This window comes from Tateyamaria armeniaca (genome assembly GCF_045797845.1).
In the GTDB taxonomy this organism is placed as follows: Bacteria; Pseudomonadota; Alphaproteobacteria; order Rhodobacterales; family Rhodobacteraceae; genus Tateyamaria; species Tateyamaria armeniaca.
This window is the reverse complement of sequence record NZ_JBHDIY010000002.1, coordinates 2,864,479-2,882,399: the sequence shown is the minus strand read 5'-3', so window position 1 is coordinate 2,882,399 and position 17,921 is coordinate 2,864,479. Positions and strand designations below refer to the sequence as shown.

At 62.0% G+C, this 17,921-nt stretch carries 13 protein-coding genes and 3 pseudogenes; 11 read left to right on the top strand and 5 right to left on the bottom strand.

What is annotated here, in order from left to right; all coding sequences use genetic code 11:
* The first annotated feature begins 271 nt into the window (after positions 1–271).
* The 3 genes from ACERZ8_RS14600 to ACERZ8_RS14590 all read left to right on the top strand — a co-directional run bounded on the left by ACERZ8_RS14600 (position 272) and on the right by ACERZ8_RS14590 (position 2,986).
* Positions 272–1,984 carry an extracellular solute-binding protein gene (locus ACERZ8_RS14600; RefSeq protein WP_407592883.1) on the top strand — a complete coding sequence of 571 codons (1,713 nt, stop codon included), beginning with the start codon at positions 272–274 and terminating at the stop codon, positions 1,982–1,984.
* 4 nt (positions 1,985–1,988) lie between these two features.
* The gene (locus ACERZ8_RS14595; RefSeq protein WP_407592882.1) at positions 1,989–2,639 is read left to right on the top strand and encodes an aquaporin; all 651 of its coding nucleotides are present in this window, start codon (positions 1,989–1,991) and stop codon (positions 2,637–2,639) included.
* A 125-nt stretch (positions 2,640–2,764) separates the two neighbouring features.
* A complete protein-coding gene (locus ACERZ8_RS14590; protein WP_407592881.1) occupies positions 2,765–2,986 on the top strand; it encodes a hypothetical protein in 222 nt (73 codons plus the stop codon).
* Positions 2,987–2,990: 4 nt separating this feature from the next.
* On the opposite strand, the gene ACERZ8_RS14585 is transcribed toward ACERZ8_RS14590, so the two are convergent.
* Positions 2,991–3,614: a helix-turn-helix domain-containing protein gene (locus ACERZ8_RS14585; RefSeq protein ID WP_407592880.1), complete on the bottom strand. Its 624-nt coding sequence runs from the start codon at positions 3,612–3,614 to the stop codon at positions 2,991–2,993.
* A gap of 65 nt (positions 3,615–3,679) precedes the next feature.
* Between ACERZ8_RS14585 and ACERZ8_RS14580 the strand changes: the two are divergent.
* The 3 genes and pseudogenes from ACERZ8_RS14580 to ACERZ8_RS14570 all read left to right on the top strand — a co-directional run bounded on the left by ACERZ8_RS14580 (position 3,680) and on the right by ACERZ8_RS14570 (position 7,200).
* A pseudogene (locus ACERZ8_RS14580) lies at positions 3,680–5,202 on the top strand (class I adenylate-forming enzyme family protein).
* 13 nt (positions 5,203–5,215) lie between these two features.
* Positions 5,216–5,860: a DsbA family oxidoreductase gene (locus tag ACERZ8_RS14575; protein ID WP_407594283.1), complete on the top strand. Its 645-nt coding sequence runs from the start codon at positions 5,216–5,218 to the stop codon at positions 5,858–5,860.
* A gap of 125 nt (positions 5,861–5,985) precedes the next feature.
* Positions 5,986–7,200, top strand: coding sequence for a multidrug effflux MFS transporter (locus ACERZ8_RS14570; protein ID WP_407592879.1), 1,215 nt, complete (start codon positions 5,986–5,988; stop codon positions 7,198–7,200).
* On the opposite strand, the pseudogene mfd reads toward ACERZ8_RS14570, so the two are convergent.
* Both mfd and ACERZ8_RS14560 read right to left on the bottom strand, forming a co-directional pair.
* Positions 7,197–10,654, bottom strand: a pseudogene (gene mfd / locus ACERZ8_RS14565) (transcription-repair coupling factor). The gene ACERZ8_RS14570 and the pseudogene mfd overlap by 4 nt on opposite strands.
* 59 nt (positions 10,655–10,713) lie before the next feature.
* Positions 10,714–11,241, bottom strand: a complete 528-nt coding sequence (locus ACERZ8_RS14560; RefSeq protein WP_407592878.1) for a component of SufBCD complex — start codon at positions 11,239–11,241, stop codon at positions 10,714–10,716.
* Between the two features lie 140 nt (positions 11,242–11,381).
* On the opposite strand from ACERZ8_RS14560, the gene hemB reads away from it, so the two are divergent.
* The 3 genes from hemB to ACERZ8_RS14545 all read left to right on the top strand — a co-directional run bounded on the left by hemB (position 11,382) and on the right by ACERZ8_RS14545 (position 13,538).
* A complete protein-coding gene (gene hemB / locus ACERZ8_RS14555) occupies positions 11,382–12,383 on the top strand; it encodes a porphobilinogen synthase (RefSeq protein WP_407592877.1) in 1,002 nt (333 codons plus the stop codon).
* On the top strand, positions 12,380–12,769 hold the full coding sequence (locus ACERZ8_RS14550) for a GFA family protein (RefSeq protein WP_407592876.1): 390 nt from the start codon (positions 12,380–12,382) through the stop codon (positions 12,767–12,769). Before hemB ends, ACERZ8_RS14550 begins: the two co-directional genes overlap by 4 nt.
* A gap of 202 nt (positions 12,770–12,971) precedes the next feature.
* On the top strand, positions 12,972–13,538 hold the full coding sequence (locus ACERZ8_RS14545) for a lipid-binding SYLF domain-containing protein (protein ID WP_407592875.1): 567 nt from the start codon (positions 12,972–12,974) through the stop codon (positions 13,536–13,538).
* A 129-nt stretch (positions 13,539–13,667) separates the two neighbouring features.
* Here ACERZ8_RS14545 and ACERZ8_RS14540 read toward each other — a convergent pair.
* Positions 13,668–14,543: pseudogene (locus ACERZ8_RS14540) on the bottom strand (NAD(P)-dependent oxidoreductase); the annotation flags it as partial.
* A gap of 98 nt (positions 14,544–14,641) precedes the next feature.
* Here ACERZ8_RS14540 and ACERZ8_RS14535 point away from each other — a divergent pair.
* Together ACERZ8_RS14535 and ACERZ8_RS14530 are read left to right on the top strand one after the other, a co-directional pair.
* Complete coding sequence (locus tag ACERZ8_RS14535; protein WP_407592874.1) at positions 14,642–17,107, top strand: penicillin acylase family protein; 2,466 nt, start codon at positions 14,642–14,644, stop codon at positions 17,105–17,107.
* Positions 17,107–17,652 (top strand): rRNA large subunit pseudouridine synthase E, encoded by a 546-nt coding sequence (locus tag ACERZ8_RS14530; RefSeq protein WP_407592873.1) that lies wholly within the window; start codon positions 17,107–17,109, stop codon positions 17,650–17,652. Before ACERZ8_RS14535 ends, ACERZ8_RS14530 begins: the two co-directional genes overlap by 1 nt.
* 34 nt (positions 17,653–17,686) lie before the next feature.
* Here ACERZ8_RS14530 and ACERZ8_RS14525 read toward each other — a convergent pair whose 3' ends face one another.
* Positions 17,687–17,905 (bottom strand): hypothetical protein, encoded by a 219-nt coding sequence (locus ACERZ8_RS14525; protein ID WP_407592872.1) that lies wholly within the window; start codon positions 17,903–17,905, stop codon positions 17,687–17,689.
* Positions 17,906–17,921: the final 16 nt, after the last annotated feature.

Genomic DNA, 17,921 nt, shown 5'->3' with positions numbered 1-17,921 from the left:
GAGGCAGGTTTCATACAGGCAAGAAACCTATCGAGCAGTGACCCTGTTATAAGCAATTGCGCCGAAAGAGTCCAAGCTAAAAGTTTGATAATGCGTAAAGGTCCGACGCCCGCTATTGTTAACAAAACAAGGGCGATTGAGGATTGTTGACGATATGGGGCGGGATTATTTCCAATTTAGAGGCGCGCGTTTGGCTGCATTCAGCGCGATTCTGTTAACCTTTGTGTCAGGTCCGTTACAGACACAAGCAGAGCCACAACATGGCATAGCTATGTATGGCACCCCTGCCCTGCCACCCGATTTTGTGTCGCTGCCCCACGCAAATCCCGATGCCCCCAAGGGCGGCGCCATCACGCTGGCAAACACCGGCAGCTTTGATTCGCTCAATCCCTACATCCAGAAGGGGAACGTGCCCTGGCAGCTCCGCTTTCTGACCCATGAAAGCCTGATGGGCCGCAACCGGAACGAACCCTTTGCCCTTTATGGTCTGCTCGCCGAATCGATTGAGGTGCCCGAGGACCGGTCCTGGGTCGAATTCACCCTGCGCCCCGAGGCCCGATTCTCTGACGGAACCCCAGTCACCGTCGAAGATGTGATTTGGTCCTACGAAACCCTCGGCACCGAGGGGCACGGGCGCTACCGTTCGCTCTGGACACAGATCGAAAGTCTGGAACAGGTCGGCCCTGCCACCGTGCGTTTTACCTTCAACACGGAAAACCGGGAATTGGCCCTGCTGGCGGGCATGCGTCCGATCCTGCAAAAGGCACAGTGGGAGGGCAAGTCATTCTCAGATGCCGCCCTTGCGGACATTCCCATCGGCAGCGGAGCGTATGTGATCAGCGACTTTGAGGCGGCGCGCAATGTCGTTTTGACCCGCAACCCGGACTATTGGGGCAAGGATCTGCCGTTCATGCGCGGCACCTTCAACTTCGATCAGATCACCATCGATTTTTACGGCGACGGCGATGTGGTGTTCGAGGCGTTCAAGTCAGGCAACGTGTCCGCCATCCGCGAATTCAACGCCGAAACATGGTCCAGCCAGTATGATTTCCCCCGCGCCCAGTCCGGCGACGTGATCAAATCCGAGATCAAGCACCAGAAACCATCGGGCATCACCGGGTTCGTGATGAATACCCGGCGCGCGCCCTTTGACGATTGGCGCGTACGCGAGGCGCTGATCACCGCATTCAACTTCGAATATATCAACGACACGCTCACAGGCGGCGCGCAGCCACGCATCACCTCGTACTTCTCGAACTCGCCGCTGGCCATGGAACCCGGGCCTGCCAAGGGTGAGGTGGCCGCCCTGCTTGCGCCGTTCAACGGGCGTCTGCTGCCCGGCGTGATGGAAGGGTACGCCCTGCCCGTAAGCGATGGCACCCTGCGCAACCGGCAGGGTCTGCGGCGCGCACTGGGCCTGATGAAAGAGGCCGGGTGGACCACGCAAGACGGCAAGTTGCGCAACGCCGATGGTCAGGCCATGCAATTCACCATCCTGCTCGATCAACAACGTACCGAAGATCGCGCCATTGCCGATCTGTACACCCAAGCGCTCAGTCAAATGGGCATCGACGTCAAAACCGAACTTGTCGATGGCGCGCAGTTCACCGCCCGCACCACCACGTTCGACTTCGACATGACATATCACCGCCGCGCCATGTCGCTGAGCCCCGGAAATGAGCAGTATTTTTACTGGGGCTCTGAGGCTGCAGATCAGGATGGCACGCCCAACCTGATGGGGGCCAAGGATCCGGCGATTGACGCGATGATCAGCGCGATGCTGACAGCGCGCACCGCCGAAGAAAGCCTGTCGGCCACCCGCGCGCTGGATCGGTTGCTGATTGCGGGCCGCTACGTCGTTCCATTCTGGCAGTTTACCACGGGGCGCATCGCGCATATCGACGAGATGAAATACCCCGAAACCATCCCGATCTATGGCGACGGGCCGGACTGGATGCCGCAATTCTGGTGGTACGAAGAGTAAGCGCATGCGCCAAAGACTGATTGCTGAAGGGGTCGGCACCGCCATGTTGCTGATCAGCGTGATCGGCTCGGGCATCATGGGGGTCAGCCTTGCCGACGGGAACGCTGCCATCACGCTGCTGGCCAATGCGATTGCGACGGGCTGTATGCTCTACATAATCATCACGGTGCTTGGGCCGATCTCGGGGGCGCATTTCAACCCGGCGGTGACACTGGCCTTTTATCTGCGCGGTGACATGACGCGCGGGATCGCCCTTGGCTATGTCGCCGCCCAGATCGCGGGCGGCCTGATCGGGGTCTGGGCAACCCATGCCATGTTCGATTTGCCGATCCTGCAGACCTCAACCACGCTGCACCGCAGCGGTCTGGCGCAATGGTGGAGCGAGATCCTCGCCACGCTCGGCCTGCTCTTTGTCATCTTCGGTGGGCTCAGATCGCGGCCCGAGACTGTGCCCACCCTCGTGGCCCTCTACATCACCGGGGCCTACTGGTTCACCGCCTCGACCAGTTTTGCGAACCCGGCCGTCACGATTGCACGCGGATTTTCGGACACGTTTGCAGGCATTTACCCCGGACATATCCCGGCATTTGTCATCGCACAGATCATCGCGGCCATTTTCGCGCACAGGTTGTTTAAATCGTTTTTTCGCCCCTGACGCTTGATCGGTGTGCCAATTGCAATACTATTTGCGTGGGGTGGATGTCCGACGCTGGCCAGATGGGCCGCGTTGTGTGTCGGGTTCCTTTTGCAAGGACCGGACCATCGCTGACGGGGGTAAACATGAACTGGAATGACCTGACCCAGAACTGGGCAGAGAGTTATCGCGCGCTGTGCAATGAGTTTCCCAGGCTTGAGCCAAGTGCGATGCCGTTTCTCAAGGCCGACCAGGACCGCTTTGAAAGCTACCTTGCGGCCACGCATGACATGTCGCTGAAAGAAGCGCAGGATGCTTTCGACGCCTACCTGAATCGCCACTTGGAAGGCGCGCGTCACTCGGCCTGACCACCTAGGCCAGCGATGTCACCCACAGGATCAGCGCATCTTCGTCGCTGACGGATACGACGTTGTGACCCATCGTCGCGTCGTAATAGGCACTGTCGCCGCGCCGCATCTCAACCGGTTCGTAAAATTCAGTGTAAAGCCGGATCACGCCTGTGAGGACGTACAGGAATTCTTCGCCATCATGGCGCACCCACCCGTCAAACTCGTCCATCGAGCGGGCACGCACACGCGCGCGATAGGGCAGCATCTGCTTTTTGGTCAGCGTTTCGGCCAGCAACTCGTGCTCGTAGGTCACTGTGGCTTGCGCATTTCCCTCGCCCGACCGGGTCAGCACCATGCGCCCGTTGATCTGCCCCTTTTCCGGGGGCGTGAACAATTGCGGCACCGAGATTTCGAGGCCCACGGCCAGTTTCTTCAGGGCCTCATAAGTGGGTGACATCTGACCGTTTTCGATCTTGGACAGGGTTGAGCGGGCCAGCCCCGCCTGCCCGGCCGCCTGTTCCAGCGTCCAGTCGCGCGCCTTGCGCAACTCGCGCACCCGCGCGCCCAGATCAAGGGGTTCGGGCATTTCATCGCCGCCAGTGGAGCGGGCGATCTCGATCAGGGATTTGGGGTCTTTTCCAGTCATGACGCTTTCTATAGAACCGCGCCGTCACGCTTGCAACGTCGCGCGCCACACCGTAGCGCTAGGATATGTTAAGCGTTGATGACACCACGCCTTTCCCGCCCTGTCCAAGCCCCTTCAATATGGCGGCCCACGTGCTGGCGCGCGCCGATGCAGTCCCGGACAAAGTCGCGGTGTCGGTGGTTTCGGATCATCACGCCGAGCGGCTGACTTATGCCGCGTTGTCGGCGGCTGTGCGCGGCACGGGTGCCGGGTTTTTGCAGGCCGGGTGCCTGCCCGGCGACCGCATTTTGCTGCGGCTTGGAAACTCTATCGATTTTCCCATCGCCTATCTGGGGGCGCTGGCTGTCGGGCTGGTGCCGATACCCACATCGGCGGCCCTTACCACCACAGAAGTCGCGCGCATCGTGGCTGAGATGCGGCCACGCCTTATCCTGCGTGACCCTGCCGTCGCCTCGGCCCACGGCGCGCCCGAGGTCGGCCTTGCCACCTTGCGTGCGATGCGCGCCCTGCCCCCGGCCCCTTGGGACATGGGTGATCCGGAACGGCTTGGCTATGTCATCTACACCTCAGGCACGTCCGGTGCCCCGCGCGCCGTGGCCCATGCCCACCGCGCGATCTGGGCGCGCCAGATGATGCATCAGGGATGGTACGGGTTGGGTGAAAGCGATGTGCTGATGCATGCAGGCGCATTCAACTGGACCTACACACTGGGCACAGGGCTGATGGATCCGTGGAGCGTCGGGGCCACGGCGCTGATACCTGCCGCTGGCACCAGGCCCGAGGATCTCGGCGCATTGATGGCCTGGCACAAGGCCACAGTCTTTGCCGCGGCACCGGGAGTCTATCGCCAGATGCTGAACCGCCGCGACCTGCCGCCCTTGGCACACTTGCGGCATGGCCTCAGTGCCGGTGAAAAACTTCCCCAGTAACGCAGGCCGCATGGGCAACGGCGACGGGCACGCCGATCTTTGAGGCCTACGGCATGTCGGAATGCTCAACCTTTATTTCATCCAGTCCGAACGCACCCTGCGATGCGGACGCGCTTGGCCGGGCACAGCCGGGGCGGCGTATCGCCATTCTGTGTGAGGACGGCCCGGTGCCGCGCGGCGTGCCCGGTGTCATCGCCATTCATCGCAGCGACCCGGGCCTGATGCTCGGCTATCTCAGCCACCCGGACGAAACACAGGCCAAGTTTCAGGCCGACTGGTTTCTGACCGGCGACATGGGGCAGATGGAGGACGACGGGCAGATCCGCTATCTTGGACGCAACGACGATATGATGAACGCAGGCGGCTACCGCGTCTCGCCCATCGAAGTCGAAACCGTGGTTGCATCCGCACCCGGCATTACCGCCGCCGGGGCCGCCGAAGTCGAGGTCAAACCCGGCGTGCGCGTGATCGTCGCCTTTTACACAAGCCCCGCCCCACTGGACGAAGCGGCCTTGCGCGCTTATGTCGATGCGAACCTTGCGCAGTACAAACAACCGCGCGCCTATATCCGGATCGCACAGATGCCGACCGGTACAAATGGCAAGATACTGCGACGCCGCCTGCACCTGTTCTGGCCCAAAACCACGAAAGCCCACTGACATGACCAACGACATGAACGGCCCCATCAAACTCGACATCATGTCTGACCCGATCTGCCCGTGGTGCTATATCGGCAAGGCCCACCTGGATCGTGCATTGGCCGCCCATCCCGACCACCCGTTCCTGATTGAATGGCATCCTTTCCAGCTGAACCCCGACATGCCAGCCGAAGGCATGGACCGGCGCGCCTATCTTGAGGGCAAGTTCGGCGGCAAGGAAGGCGCCGTGCGCGCCTATGCGCCCGTGGTGGAAAACGCCGAAAAAGCGGGCCTCAAAATCGATTTCGAGGGGATGAAACGCACCCCCAACACGCTGGACGCACACCGGCTGATCCACTGGGCGGGCATCGAAGGCAAGCAAACCGCCGCCGTGTCCTCCCTGTTCAAAGCCTATTTCGTCGAGGCCCGCGACATCGGCGATCACGAAGTGCTGGCCGATATTGCCGATGGTATCGAGATGGACGCCGCCGTGGTGAGCCGCCTTCTGGCGTCGGATGCGGACCGCGACGACATCGCCGCGCGCGATGCCCACAGCCGGAAAATGGGGATCAATTCGGTGCCGACGTTTATCGTCGGGGGCAAACATGCGGTACCGGGTGCCCAACCGCCCGAACTTTGGGCAAAAGTGATCGACGAATTGCGCGCCGGAGTTGCTTGACCCTACGTCAACAACCTGAAATTGCCTAAATGGTCAAATTTTCAACCAATGGTCGTTGCACATGGGATATACGCTCCGCAAAGTGACGCAGATTAGCGTCTAAGTGATTCCGGAGCGGATGGGTCGTGACCACTCCCAAGGGCCAGAACCTGAGCAAAATGGAATTCATCGCCCTGATGGCGATGATGTTCGCAACCATTGCGTTTTCCATCGACGCGATGATGCCTGCCCTGCCCGACATTTCCGCCGACATCGCCCCGCTTGGCGTGGCGCAGGCCGCTTTGGTCATGACCTTCTTTGTGATCGGCATGGGTGCGGGCACGTTTTTCACAGGGCCCTTGTCTGATGCCTATGGGCGCAAACCCGTCGTTTACATGGGCCTTGCCGTCTACGCACTTGGGGCCATCCTCAGCTGGATCGCGCCGACGCTTGAAACGATGCTGGCGGCCCGGGTGTTGCAGGGTCTGGGTGCGGCGGGGCCGCGGGTCGTGTCGGCCGCAATCATCCGCGATCTCTACAGCGGGCGGGCCATGGCAAGCATCATGTCGCTGACAATGGTGGTCTTTTTGCTTGTGCCCGGGGTGGCCCCGCTGATCGGCGCGTTGATTGCCGATGCCTTTGGATGGCGCGCGATTTTCGCGGCGTTTCTCGCCTTTGGCGTTTTACTGTTCATCTGGTTTTCCCTGCGGATCAGCGAAACGCTCCCGGTCTCGGCGCGCCGTCCCCTGCGCGTGCCTCTGATGCTGGATGCGGTGCGCCAGATGTTTGCAAACCGAACGGTACGCCTGTCGATTTTCGTGCAGACCCTGATGCTTATGATGCTGTTTTCGGTGCTGACCATGGTGCAGCCGATCTTCGATGTGTCCTTTGGACGCGAAGAGAGCTTTCCGCTTTGGTTCGGGGCTGTCGCCGTGTCTTCGGGCGTGTCCAGCCTGCTGAACGCAGCCATCGTGGGCCGGTTTGGCATGCGCAGGCTGGTGACATGGGCGCTTGGGGCGCAGGTGGTGGTGTCTGCGCTGTTTGTGGGGTGGATGCTGGCCGACCTGCCCTATCTGTTCCCGCTGTTCATCATCTGGCTGTGGGGTGTGATGTTTCAGGGCGGGCTGACGGTGGCCAACCTCAACGCCATCGCGATGGAGCCTATGGGCCACATCGCGGGCATGGCAGCCTCGGTGATCGGGGCGGTTTCGACAGTCATCGGTGGTGCGCTCGCCTCGCCCATCGGGTTGCTGTTTGATGGCACGCCCATCGCACTTGTGGCGACGGTCATGGTGGCCAGCGCACTGGCGTCTGTCCTGATGCAGTACATGCGGCGCGCCGAGGCGGCAGAGACGGCCTAGGCCCGCGCCTTTTTCTTCTTTTTCACTTCGATCACCTTTTCCGCCAGATCGCGCGCGATGGCAAAGGCCCCTTTGATCTTGTCGCTGTCTTTCTTCCAGTCGCGGCGCACGACAATCTTGTTGTCCTTGACCTTGGCCAGCCCGCGTTGGTCCTGAATGAACTCCACCAGCCCCTCGGGAGAGGCAAACTTGTCATTGTGGAACTGGATCGTCGCGCCCTTCGGCCCGCCATCCAGCTTGGCAATTCCGGCGCGTTTGCACATTGCCTTGATGCGCACGACCAGCATCAGGGTGTTCACTTCCTTGGGCAGCGCGCCAAAGCGGTCGATCAACTCAGCGGCAAAGCCTTCCAGTTCAACTTTGGTGCTCAACCCACTGAGACGGCGGTACAATCCCAGTCGCACATCCAAATCAGGCACATAAGCTTCGGGGATCAGAACCGGCACGCCAAGATTGATCTGAGGCGCCCACTGATCGTCCGCAGCGCTCAGGCCTTCCATCTCGCCGGCCTTGATCTTGGCAATCGCCTCTTCCAGCATCGACTGGTACAACTCAAAACCCACATCGCGCATCTGGCCGGACTGTTCCTCGCCCAGCAGGTTGCCCGCCCCGCGAATATCGAGGTCCTGGGACGCCAACGTAAAGCCTGCCCCAAGCGTGTCGAGACTGCCCAGCACGCGCAGCCTTTTTCCGCCGTGGCCGTCAGTTTCGCGCGCGGTTTGGTGGTGAGATACGCGTAGGCGCGGGTTTTCGAACGCCCAACCCGCCCCCGGATCTGGTAGAGTTGCGCAAGACCGAACATGTCAGCCCGGTGCACGATCATCGTGTTGGCGGTGGGAATGTCGAGGCCGCTTTCAACAATCGTCGTCGCCAGCAACACGTCGTATTTTCCATCGTAAAACGCGTTCATACGATCATCGAGTTCACCGGCGGCCATCTGCCCGTGCGCGATCACGTATGTGAGTTCGGGCAGCTGTTCTTTCAAAAACGCCTCTATCTCGGGCAGATCAGAGATGCGCGGCACCACATAAAACGACTGCCCACCGCGATAGTGTTCGCGCAGCAGAGCCTCGCGGATGGTGACAGTGTCGAATTCGGACACATAGGTGCGGATCGCCAGCCGGTCGACCGGCGGCGTGCCGATGATGCTGAGGTCACGCACGCCCGTCAGCGACAGTTGCAGCGTGCGCGGGATCGGGGTCGCGGTCAGGGTCAGCACGTGCACATCACTGCGCATCTGCTTCAGACGTTCCTTGTGCGTGACGCCGAATTTTTGTTCCTCATCAATGACAAGCAGGCCGAGGTTCATGAACTTCACACCCTTGGCAAGCAGCGCATGCGTGCCGACCACGATATCCGCCGTGCCCTTGGCCATGGCATCGCGCGCATCGGCTGAATCCTTGGCGCTGACAAAGCGGCTGAGCTGCCGGACATTGATGGGAAAGCCGCGAAAGCGTTCTGCAAAGCTTTTGTAGTGCTGGCGCGCCAGCAGGGTCGTGGGCGCGATCACCGCCACCTGCACGCCCGACATGGCCGCAACAAAGGCGGCGCGCATCGCCACTTCGGTCTTACCAAAGCCCACATCGCCGCAGATCAGCCGATCCATCGGCGCGCCGCTGGTGAGGTCCTCGATCACGGCCCCAATGGCGGTCAGCTGGTCGTCCGTCTCGTCATAGGGAAAGCGCGCCGAAAATGCGTCCCACATGCCCGGTGGCGGTTCCAGCACGGGCGCTTTGCGCAAGGCCCGCTCTGCTGCGATGCGGATCAGCTTGTCCGCCATCTCGCGGATGCGTTCCTTGAGCTTTGCCTTCTTGCTCTGCCACGCCCCGCCGCCCAGACGATCCAGCAGACCCTCTTCATGGCCGTATTTGGACAGCAGTTCGATATTCTCGACCGGCAGGTAGAGCTTTGAATTTTCGGCATATTCCAGCAGCAGACATTCGTGTGCGGCGCCTGCCGCGGTCACCACCTCCATGCCCTGATAGCGCCCGATCCCGTGATCGACATGCACAACCAGATCGCCGGGGGTCAGCGATTGCGTCTCGGTCAGGAAATTTTCGGCCCGCCGCTTGCGCTTGGGCGCGCGGATCAGGCGGTCACCCAGCACATCCTGTTCGGAGATCACAGTCAGACCCGGTGCTTCGAACCCGTGTTCCAGCGCCCAGACCACCAGATGCAGCCCGCGCTTGCCGATGCGGGTGGCGTCGGTGATGGGGATCACCTCGGCCAGCCCCTCATCCTCGATCAGCCCGGTCAGACGTTCGCGCGCACCATCCGAATAGCTGGCGACAACCACAGGCCCAGCATCCATTTTCGCTTTAATATGTGTCGCCAACGCACCGAAAAGGCTGAGGGATTCCTGTTGGCGTTCGGGCGAAAAGTTGCGCCCGATCCGCCCGCCCGCATCTGTAACCCCAAGGCCGGTCGCTTGCGGCAACGCGCTGAATTGCAACACGCGCGCCTCTGCAACCGCTGCCTCCCAGGCCGCATCGTCCAGATACAGACCCTCGGGTGGTGCGGGTTTATAGACGGAATCCATCTTTGAGCGGTGCGCCATCGCCAAGCGCCGCGTTTCGTACTGATCGGCAATGCTGTCCCACCGCGCCAGCCGGGTCGGGGTCACCTGTTCATCCAGCGACACGCTTGCGCCGGGAACGTAGTCAAACAGCGTCTCAAGCCGGTCGTGGAAGAACGCCAGCCAGTGTTCGGCCCCCTGGTGCTTGCGCCCGGCGCTGATCGCCTCATAAAGCGGATCATCGGTACCCGCCGCCCCGAATTCCAGCCGGTAGGATTGGCGGAACCGCGTCACGGCCGCCTCATCGAGGATCACCTCGGAAACGGGAGCCAGTTCGACCAGTTCCAGCTTTTCCGTGGTGCGCTGCGTGATCGGGTCAAAGCGCCGCGCGCCGTCCAGCACATCGCCAAACAGATCAAGGCGCACCGGCCCCAGATCACCCGGCGGGTAGATGTCGATGATCCCGCCGCGCACTGCATAATCTCCGGGCTCCATCACCGTCGGGCTTTGCACAAAGCCCATACGCACGAGGAAGTTGCGCAAGGCCGCCTCGTCCACACGGGCCCCAACACGCGCCGAAAACGCGGCCTCGCGCAGCAGGTCGCGCGCAGGCACGCGTTGGCTGGCTGCATTGATCGTGGTCAGCAGCACAAACTGTTTTGGCATCCCGTGCACCAGAGCCGCCAATGTGGCCATGCGCTGCGCCGAAATATCGGCATTGGGCGACACCCGGTCATAAGGCAGGCAATCCCAGCCGGGAAACACGAGCACGGGCATATCGGGCGCAAAGAAGCGCAGCGCGCTTTGCATCGCCGCCAGCCGCTTGTCATCGCGCGCGATGTGCATGACAGGCCCGCGCGCTGCCACCTCATCGAGGATCAGCTTGGCGTCAAACCCTTCTGGCGCGCCTGAAACGGTGATGTGATCTGGCTGGCTCATACGCTCTTGCGGGGTTCATGGGAAACGAGGGCCTTCAATTGGCGCAATGCCCCGCTCTGTCAACTGCCGAACGGGCCAACGGACATGTTTTGATACATTCCCCACAGGGCGGTGACGAAAATCGACACCATCCCGATGGCCTGCACATAAGTGCGGTGGCGGCTGAGGCGCTTCCACAGCAACTCGCCCTGCGCCGCTTCGGACTGGATCAGGCGTGCGGTGGACAGGTTCAGCGCGGCGACCATCGACATGGGAAAGCCCAGCAGAAAAACGGCCTGCGCAAATTCGATCCGGTAGACGAAGCCAAGCAGCGCAAGCCCAGTCAGGATGAAACAGGTAAAGCCCAGCAGCCAGAGGCCGGAGACACGACCGATGAACAACAGCCGGTTGGTGTTGATGCGCACAAGGTCATCCAGATCGTCTGAAGCCTGCCCGCCATAGCGCCGCGCGCGTGCCACCATGTCGTAAGGCACGCCCAGCACCCAATGGCTTGCGGTCGACCACACAACAGCCAACGCGATCCAGAACCAAAGGTTCGAGAACGAGCGCATGTCGATGAGTTCAAAGATGGTTTCGTGCCAGTCCACGCGTCGCCTTGCTTGCCTGTCACGGGCTGCGCCCGCTTGTGATTGGCGACCCTCTTAACGCGCACGGGACGCGATGCCTAGACTTGGCAAGCGTTTAAATCCATGCGACCCATACGCTGTCAACCAAACTGGACAGATCCATGCGCCCGACCCAAGCTCCCTTTCCCGCCACCCGTCTGCGCCGCACCCGCGCGACCCCCGCGATCCGGGGCCTTGTGCGCCAGAACACGCTGAGCGTGGATGATTTCATCTGGCCGGTTTTTGTGCGTAGCGGCGAGGGGATCGAAGAACCCATTCCTTCGATGCCTGGCGTCTTTCGCCGCTCGGTCGACAAGGTGGTCGAGGCCGCGCGCGAGGCGGCTGATCTCGGCATCCCCGCGATCTGCATTTTTCCCTATACCGGGATCGAAGAGCGGACCGAGGACTGCGCAGGCGCATGGGATCCGGACAACCATGCGAACCGCGCCATTCGCGCGATCAAGGCCGCCGTGCCCGAGATCGCGATCATGACCGATGTGGCGCTCGATACTTACAACATCAACGGCCATGACGGATTCGTCGAAGACGGCGAGATCGTGAATGACCGCACGATCGAGGCTTTGGTCAAGATGACACTGTCTCAGGCCGAGGCGGGCGCGGATATTATCGGCCCGTCCGACATGATGGACGGTCGGATCGGGGCGATGCGCAGCGCTCTTGAGGGTGCAGGGCACCAGAACGTCATGATCCTCAGCTATGCGGCCAAATACGCCAGTGCGTTCTATGGGCCCTTTCGCGATGCGGTGGGGGCAAGTGGTGCGCTGACGGGGGACAAGAAAACCTACCAGATGGACCCCGGCAATTCGGACGAAGCCATGCGGCTGATTGAACGCGATCTGGCCGAAGGGGCGGACATGATCATGGTCAAACCCGGCCTGCCCTACCTCGACATCTGCCGCCGCGCCCGCGACACGTTCGGCGCACCCACCTTTGCCTACCAGGTGTCGGGCGAGTACTCGATGATCAAGGCCGCCGCACAGCAGGGTTGGATTGACGAGGACCGGGTGATGCTGGAAAGTCTTATGGCCTTCAAACGGGCCGGGTGTGACGGCATCCTCACCTATTTTGCCCCCGCGGCAGCGCGGCTGCTGAATGGCGCGTGACGCGGTATTCGGGCAGTTGCCACTGTGGGTTTGTCCGGTTTTCGGTGACAGCGGACATTGATCACGCGCGCGTCTGTAATTGCAGCATCTGCCACAAACGCGGCACGCTTATCTTTCGAGTGCCCGATGACGCACTAACCATCGAAACACCCCTGTCCGACCTCACGCTCTATACGTGGGGCTCACATACAGCCAAGGACTACTTCTGCCCGCGTTGCGGCATCCTGCCCTTTCGCCGCCCAAGTGCGCCAAGCCGCACCGAACGCGCCGCCGGTGTCACGGAATTCGATGGCTGGGCCATCAACCTGCGCTGCCTTGAAGGACTGGACCCCGCGAACCTGCCCATCCGGCACATCCCCGGCGCGGACATCACGCCTGACGGTTGAACTCGCCTGCTTCTCTGATTTCAAAAACTCCCGGGAGTCGCGGCAGGAGGCGGGGCAGAGCCCCGTGACAATACCCAACTTCAAACGCCAGCAAAAACCCGCCAAACAGGCGCAAAGACGTGACAGTCCCCGTCAATCGGCGTATGGTCGCGCCAAGCGTGGGCAAACCGCGCAACTCTTGAGCAATACAGGCGGTTCAAACATGACACATTCAGGTATGTCGCGGCGTGTCTTCACGCTGGGCACATTGGCATCTACGGCAGCGCTGGCGGCCTGCGGCAACGGGATCGGCAGTCGCGGCAGCGTTACCATCGACGCGCGCGTCAACGCCACGCTGGAAGAGATGTATCGCAGCTACCCTAACACGCGTTCACTGGCACAAAAGGCCGATGGCATGCTGGTCATGCCGCTGGTGACCGAGGCCGGGCTTGGCCTTGGCGGGGCCTATGGGCGCGGTGCGTTGCAGGTGAACGGGGCCACGGTCGATTACTACTCGGTCGTCAAAGGCTCGGGCGGTCTGCAGATCGGCGCGCAACAGTTTGCGCATGTGCTGTTCTTCATGACCAACGAGGCGCTGATGGACTTCCGCCGCTCGCCCGGCTGGGCGGCAGGGGCCGATCTGGAATACGTGATTTCGGACAAAGGCGACAGCGTGGCGGCAGACACGACGACAACATTGTCGCCTGTGCTTGCAGCGGTGTTTGCACGCGCAGGCCTGCGGCTTGGGGCCACGTTGGAAGGCACCAAGTACACGCGCATCATTCCTTAGTCATCGGGTCGGTGGGCGGGCGCCTTTGCCGTCAGGCAAACAGTGCCGCCCACCGATATGCCCCGGGGCGCCGCCCGTTCGCCCCTCAAACGCTCCGCAGGAGCCTTTGCCGCTGACGCGGACCGGGGCTCACCCCATCGCGCGCAGGCGCTTGATCAGGCTTGATGTGTCCCAGCGCCCGCCGCCCAGTTTTTGCACGTCCTTGTAAAACTGATCGACCAGCGCCGTAACCGGCAGGCTTGCCCCGTTTTCGTCCGCTGTATCAAGGCAAATGCCCAGATCCTTGCGCATCCAGTCCACCGCAAAGCCGTGATCGAAATGATCATCCAGCATCGTCTCGTAGCGGTTCGCCATCTGCCATGACCCGGCGGCCCCTTGCGAGATCACCTCGACGACCGCGCGGCCATCAAGGCCCGCCTTCTCGGCGAAATGCAGCGCTTCTGACAGGCCCTGAACAAGGCCTGCAATGGCGATCTGATTGCACATCTTGGTCATCTGACCGGTGCCACTGGCCCCGATGCGACGGCAGAGCTTGGCATAGACATTCATGATCGGCTCGGCGCGGGCATAGGCCCCTTCATCGCCCCCGCACATGATCGACAGCGCACCGTTCTCGGCCCCCGCCTGCCCGCCGGAAATCGGCGCATCCACGAAACTGATCTGGTCCGCATCCGCTGCACTGTACAACTCTGCCGTGACCTGTGCGGACACCGTGGTGTGATCGACAAACACAGCCCCTGTGTCCATGCCCGCAAACGCACCCGCATCGCCCAGACAGACCGCGCGCAGATCGTCGTCATTGCCGACGCAGGACATCACGAATTCCGCCCCGGCGGCGGCGTCACGCGGCGTTGTCGCCATTGCCCCGCCATGGGCCTTGACCCAATCCTCGGCCTTGGTCGCTGTCCGGTTATAGACCGTCACCTCATGCCCTGCCTTCTGCAGATGCCCCGCCATCGGCGCACCCATCACGCCCAGTCCCAGAAATGCCAGCTTTGCCATGTTATTCCCCTGCGATTTGCGCCAAGCCCCGCTTGCGCTTTTTCATGAGCCTACCTAACAGTCGTGGCCCAAGGGTCAACGTGCATGCAAGGGGGTACGAGATGGCAGTGGTGTTTCAGTGGCTTGTCCGTCTGACGGCTGTGCTGATCGTTCTGGCTGTCGTTGGCATCAGCCTTGTCTACTTCCTCGCCTCGCGGTCCCTGCCCAATTATGACGCCATCGTGCGGGTGCCGGGGATCAGCGACACGATCGAAATCGTGCGCGACAATGCCAATGTGCCCCATATCTTTGCGGCGACGGACAGGGATGTCTTTCACGGGCTGGGGTTTGCCCATGCGCAAGACCGACTGTGGCAGATGATGATGCTGCGGCGCACCGCACAGGGCCGTCTGAGCGAATTGTTCGGCACTGCGACCGTGGATGTGGATAGCTTTATCCGCCGCCTCGATATCTACCGCCTGTCGGTGCAATCGGTCGAGGCACAGGACCCCGAAACGCTTGCGGCCCTCGAAGCCTATGCGGCCGGGGTCAACGCCCGCCTTGATCAGATCAACGCCGAAGCGCTGGGGCGTGGTGCGCCCGAGATGTTCCTGTTCAAAACCGCCCTTGCCCCGTGGCGACCCGCCGACACGCTGGCCATTGCCAAGCTGATGGGCCTGCAACTGTCGAGCCACATGAGCGAAGAGGTGCTGCGCGCCCGCATGTCGCTGGCGCTGGATGACCCGGCCCGCCTGGCCGACATCCTTCCGGATGTGCCCGGCCCCGGTGTGGCAAGCCTGCCGGAATATGCAAGCCTCGTGCCCGGTGCGCTGCCCAGCTTTGCGGCCCTGAGTGATGATCCACACCCGCTCTCTCCGTTCCGGCCGCGCGGGTTTGCCGGGGCGTCGAATGCCTGGGCTGCGGCGGCGTCCCGGTCAGCCTCGGGTGGCACATTGCTGGCCAATGATCCGCACTTGGGCTTTTCCGCCCCGGCTGTTTGGTATCTGGCGCGCCTCGAACTCAGCAGCGGCGGTGTGATCGGGGGGACAATCCCGGGGATGCCCGTTGTTCTCACGGGTCGCTCGGACAATCTGGGCTGGGGTCTGACCACCGCATATGTCGACGATCAGGACGTGCTGATCGAAGAACTGAATCCCGACAACCCGGAACAATACCGCACGCCCGACGGTTTCAAGGAATTCGAGCGGCGCGATTCCATTCTGCAGATCAAGGATGCAGACCCCGTCACCCTGACCCTGCGCTGGAGCGACAACGGCCCGATCCTGCCCGGCAGTTTCCGCAACCTCGACACGGTGACGCCGCCCGGCCATGTGGCAGCGCTCAGCTGGACGGTGCTCAGCCCGCGCGACACGTCGGTGCAGGCCGGTATGGGCGTGATGATGGCGCAAAGCGTGGCTGAGGCAATTGCCGCTGGTGAAGGCTACATCGCCCCGGCCCAGAACCTGACACTGGTGGACCGCACATCGGTGGCGCTGAAAACCATCGGTGCCGTGCCCCGCCGCGATGATGCGCATAACAGCCAGGGGCGGATGCCGTCGCTGGGCGCACGGCCCGAAAACCGCTGGCAGGGCCGCATGGCCTACAGCTCGAACCCCGGATTTGTCGCGCCGGTGGGTGGCATTCTGGGCAACACCAACAACAAGACCATCGACCGCCCCTTTCCCAACCATATCAGCTTCCTCTGGGGCGACACGCAGCGCGTTCAACGCTGGCGGCGTCTGATGCAGGCGCGCGAGGTGCACACGCGCGACAGTTTCATCGAGGCGCAGCTTGATACCGTTTCGCTCACCGCGCGCACCCTGCTGCCGTTCATGGGGGCCGAATTGTGGTTCACGGGCGAGGCTGCACCCGCAGGCACGCCCGAACGGCAACGCCAGCGCGCGCTGGCCCTGCTCGCCGAATGGAACGGCGAGATGAACGAACACTGGCCCGAACCGCTGATCTATGCCGCGTGGCTGCGCGCCCTGCAGGACCGTATGGTGCGGGACGAGCTGGGCCCGCTTGCCGACGCCCTCACCCATCCCGAGCCGCTGTTCATCGAACGCGCCTTTCGCGATGTGGAGGGGGCCGGGATCTGGTGCGATGTGCGCCAGTCCGCCCCAGTCGAAACCTGCGCCGACATGGCCCGCCTTGCGCTGGACGACGCACTGATCTGGATCAACGAGACTTGGGGCAGCCAGCTTGAATCCTTGCGCTGGGGCGATGCGCATCAGGCCACCCACGATCATCAGGTGCTGGGCGAGGTGCCGGTCCTCAAACACTTCGTCAACATCCGCCAATCGACCTCCGGGGGTGATAATACCCTGCAACGTGGCTTGACGCGTGGCACCGGACAAAACCCGTTCCGTAATGTGCATGGCGCTGGCTATCGCGGAGTCTATGATTTTGCGGACCCCAACAGCTCGGTCTTCATCATTTCCACGGGCCAGTCGGGGCATTTCCTGTCGCGCCACTATGACGATCTGGCGCAACTCTGGCGGCGCGGCGAATACATCCCGATGTCACTGGACGAGGGTCTGGCGCGCGCCGCGGCGGTCGGTGTGACGCGCCTTGAACCGCTGCGGTAATGCCCACCATCCTGTTCAACAAACCGTTCGGGGTACTGTCGCAATTCACCGACAAGGGCACCGAAGGCTCAAAGCGCCCGACCTTGTCGCACTATATCGACCTGCCCGGCGTCTACCCGGCGGGGCGACTGGACCGCGACAGCGAGGGGTTGATGGTGCTGACAAGCGATGGGGCATTGCAGGCGCGTATCGCCGATCCGAAATTCAAGGCGGCCAAGACCTATTGGGTGCAGGTCGAAGGCACAATCACCTCAGATGCTGTCGACGCGCTTGCCAACGGTGTAACCCTGAAGGACGGCCCCACCCGTCGCGCAAAGGCCCGCGCCATCCCTGAACCAAACGGGTTGTGGCAGCGCGACCCCCCGATCCGCGTGCGCAAATCGGTGCCCGACAGCTGGCTGGAACTGACCATCAAAGAGGGGCGCAACCGGCAGGTGCGGCGCATGACAGCGCATGTGGGTTTCCCGACCCTGCGCCTGATCCGGGCGGAGATTGGGGTCTGGTCGCTGGAGGGGTTGAAACCGGGGAACTGGCGGGAAGCGTGACAGTAGAGGCTGGCGAACGTCCGCTCTGCGGGACTTAGCAGTCGTCCACGACAAGCCCTATTGCCTCGATTAAGTCTTCCGAACCAATCTTCCTAAGTGCCAAGGATACTGCGAGTTGGTATTCGGGACCAGCAGATTGCAAATGCACCGCCAAGTCCTCTAATGCTCTGATGTCATTATCTAAGTCTTCTTCTGCGGAGCGACTGTCGATGTATTTGACGGCGATCGCGACTGCCATTGCCAAGTCTTCCATTTGCGACCTCCGTACT

Excerpts from the sequence above, each read along its gene's own strand:
- ACERZ8_RS14600 (WP_407592883.1), top strand. The coding sequence starts at position 272 with ATGTATGGCACCCCTGCCCTGCCACCCGATTTTGTGTCGCTGCCCCAC.
- ACERZ8_RS14595 (WP_407592882.1), top strand. The coding sequence starts at position 1,989 with ATGCGCCAAAGACTGATTGCTGAAGGGGTCGGCACCGCCATGTTGCTG.
- ACERZ8_RS14590 (WP_407592881.1), top strand. The coding sequence starts at position 2,765 with ATGAACTGGAATGACCTGACCCAGAACTGGGCAGAGAGTTATCGCGCG.
- ACERZ8_RS14585 (WP_407592880.1), bottom strand. The coding sequence starts at position 3,614 with ATGACTGGAAAAGACCCCAAATCCCTGATCGAGATCGCCCGCTCCACT.
- ACERZ8_RS14575 (WP_407594283.1), top strand. The coding sequence starts at position 5,216 with ATGAACGGCCCCATCAAACTCGACATCATGTCTGACCCGATCTGCCCG.
- hemB (WP_407592877.1), top strand. The coding sequence starts at position 11,382 with ATGCGCCCGACCCAAGCTCCCTTTCCCGCCACCCGTCTGCGCCGCACC.
- ACERZ8_RS14545 (WP_407592875.1), top strand. The coding sequence starts at position 12,972 with ATGACACATTCAGGTATGTCGCGGCGTGTCTTCACGCTGGGCACATTG.
- ACERZ8_RS14535 (WP_407592874.1), top strand. The coding sequence starts at position 14,642 with ATGGCAGTGGTGTTTCAGTGGCTTGTCCGTCTGACGGCTGTGCTGATC.
- ACERZ8_RS14530 (WP_407592873.1), top strand. The coding sequence starts at position 17,107 with ATGCCCACCATCCTGTTCAACAAACCGTTCGGGGTACTGTCGCAATTC.
- ACERZ8_RS14525 (WP_407592872.1), bottom strand. The coding sequence starts at position 17,905 with ATGGAAGACTTGGCAATGGCAGTCGCGATCGCCGTCAAATACATCGAC.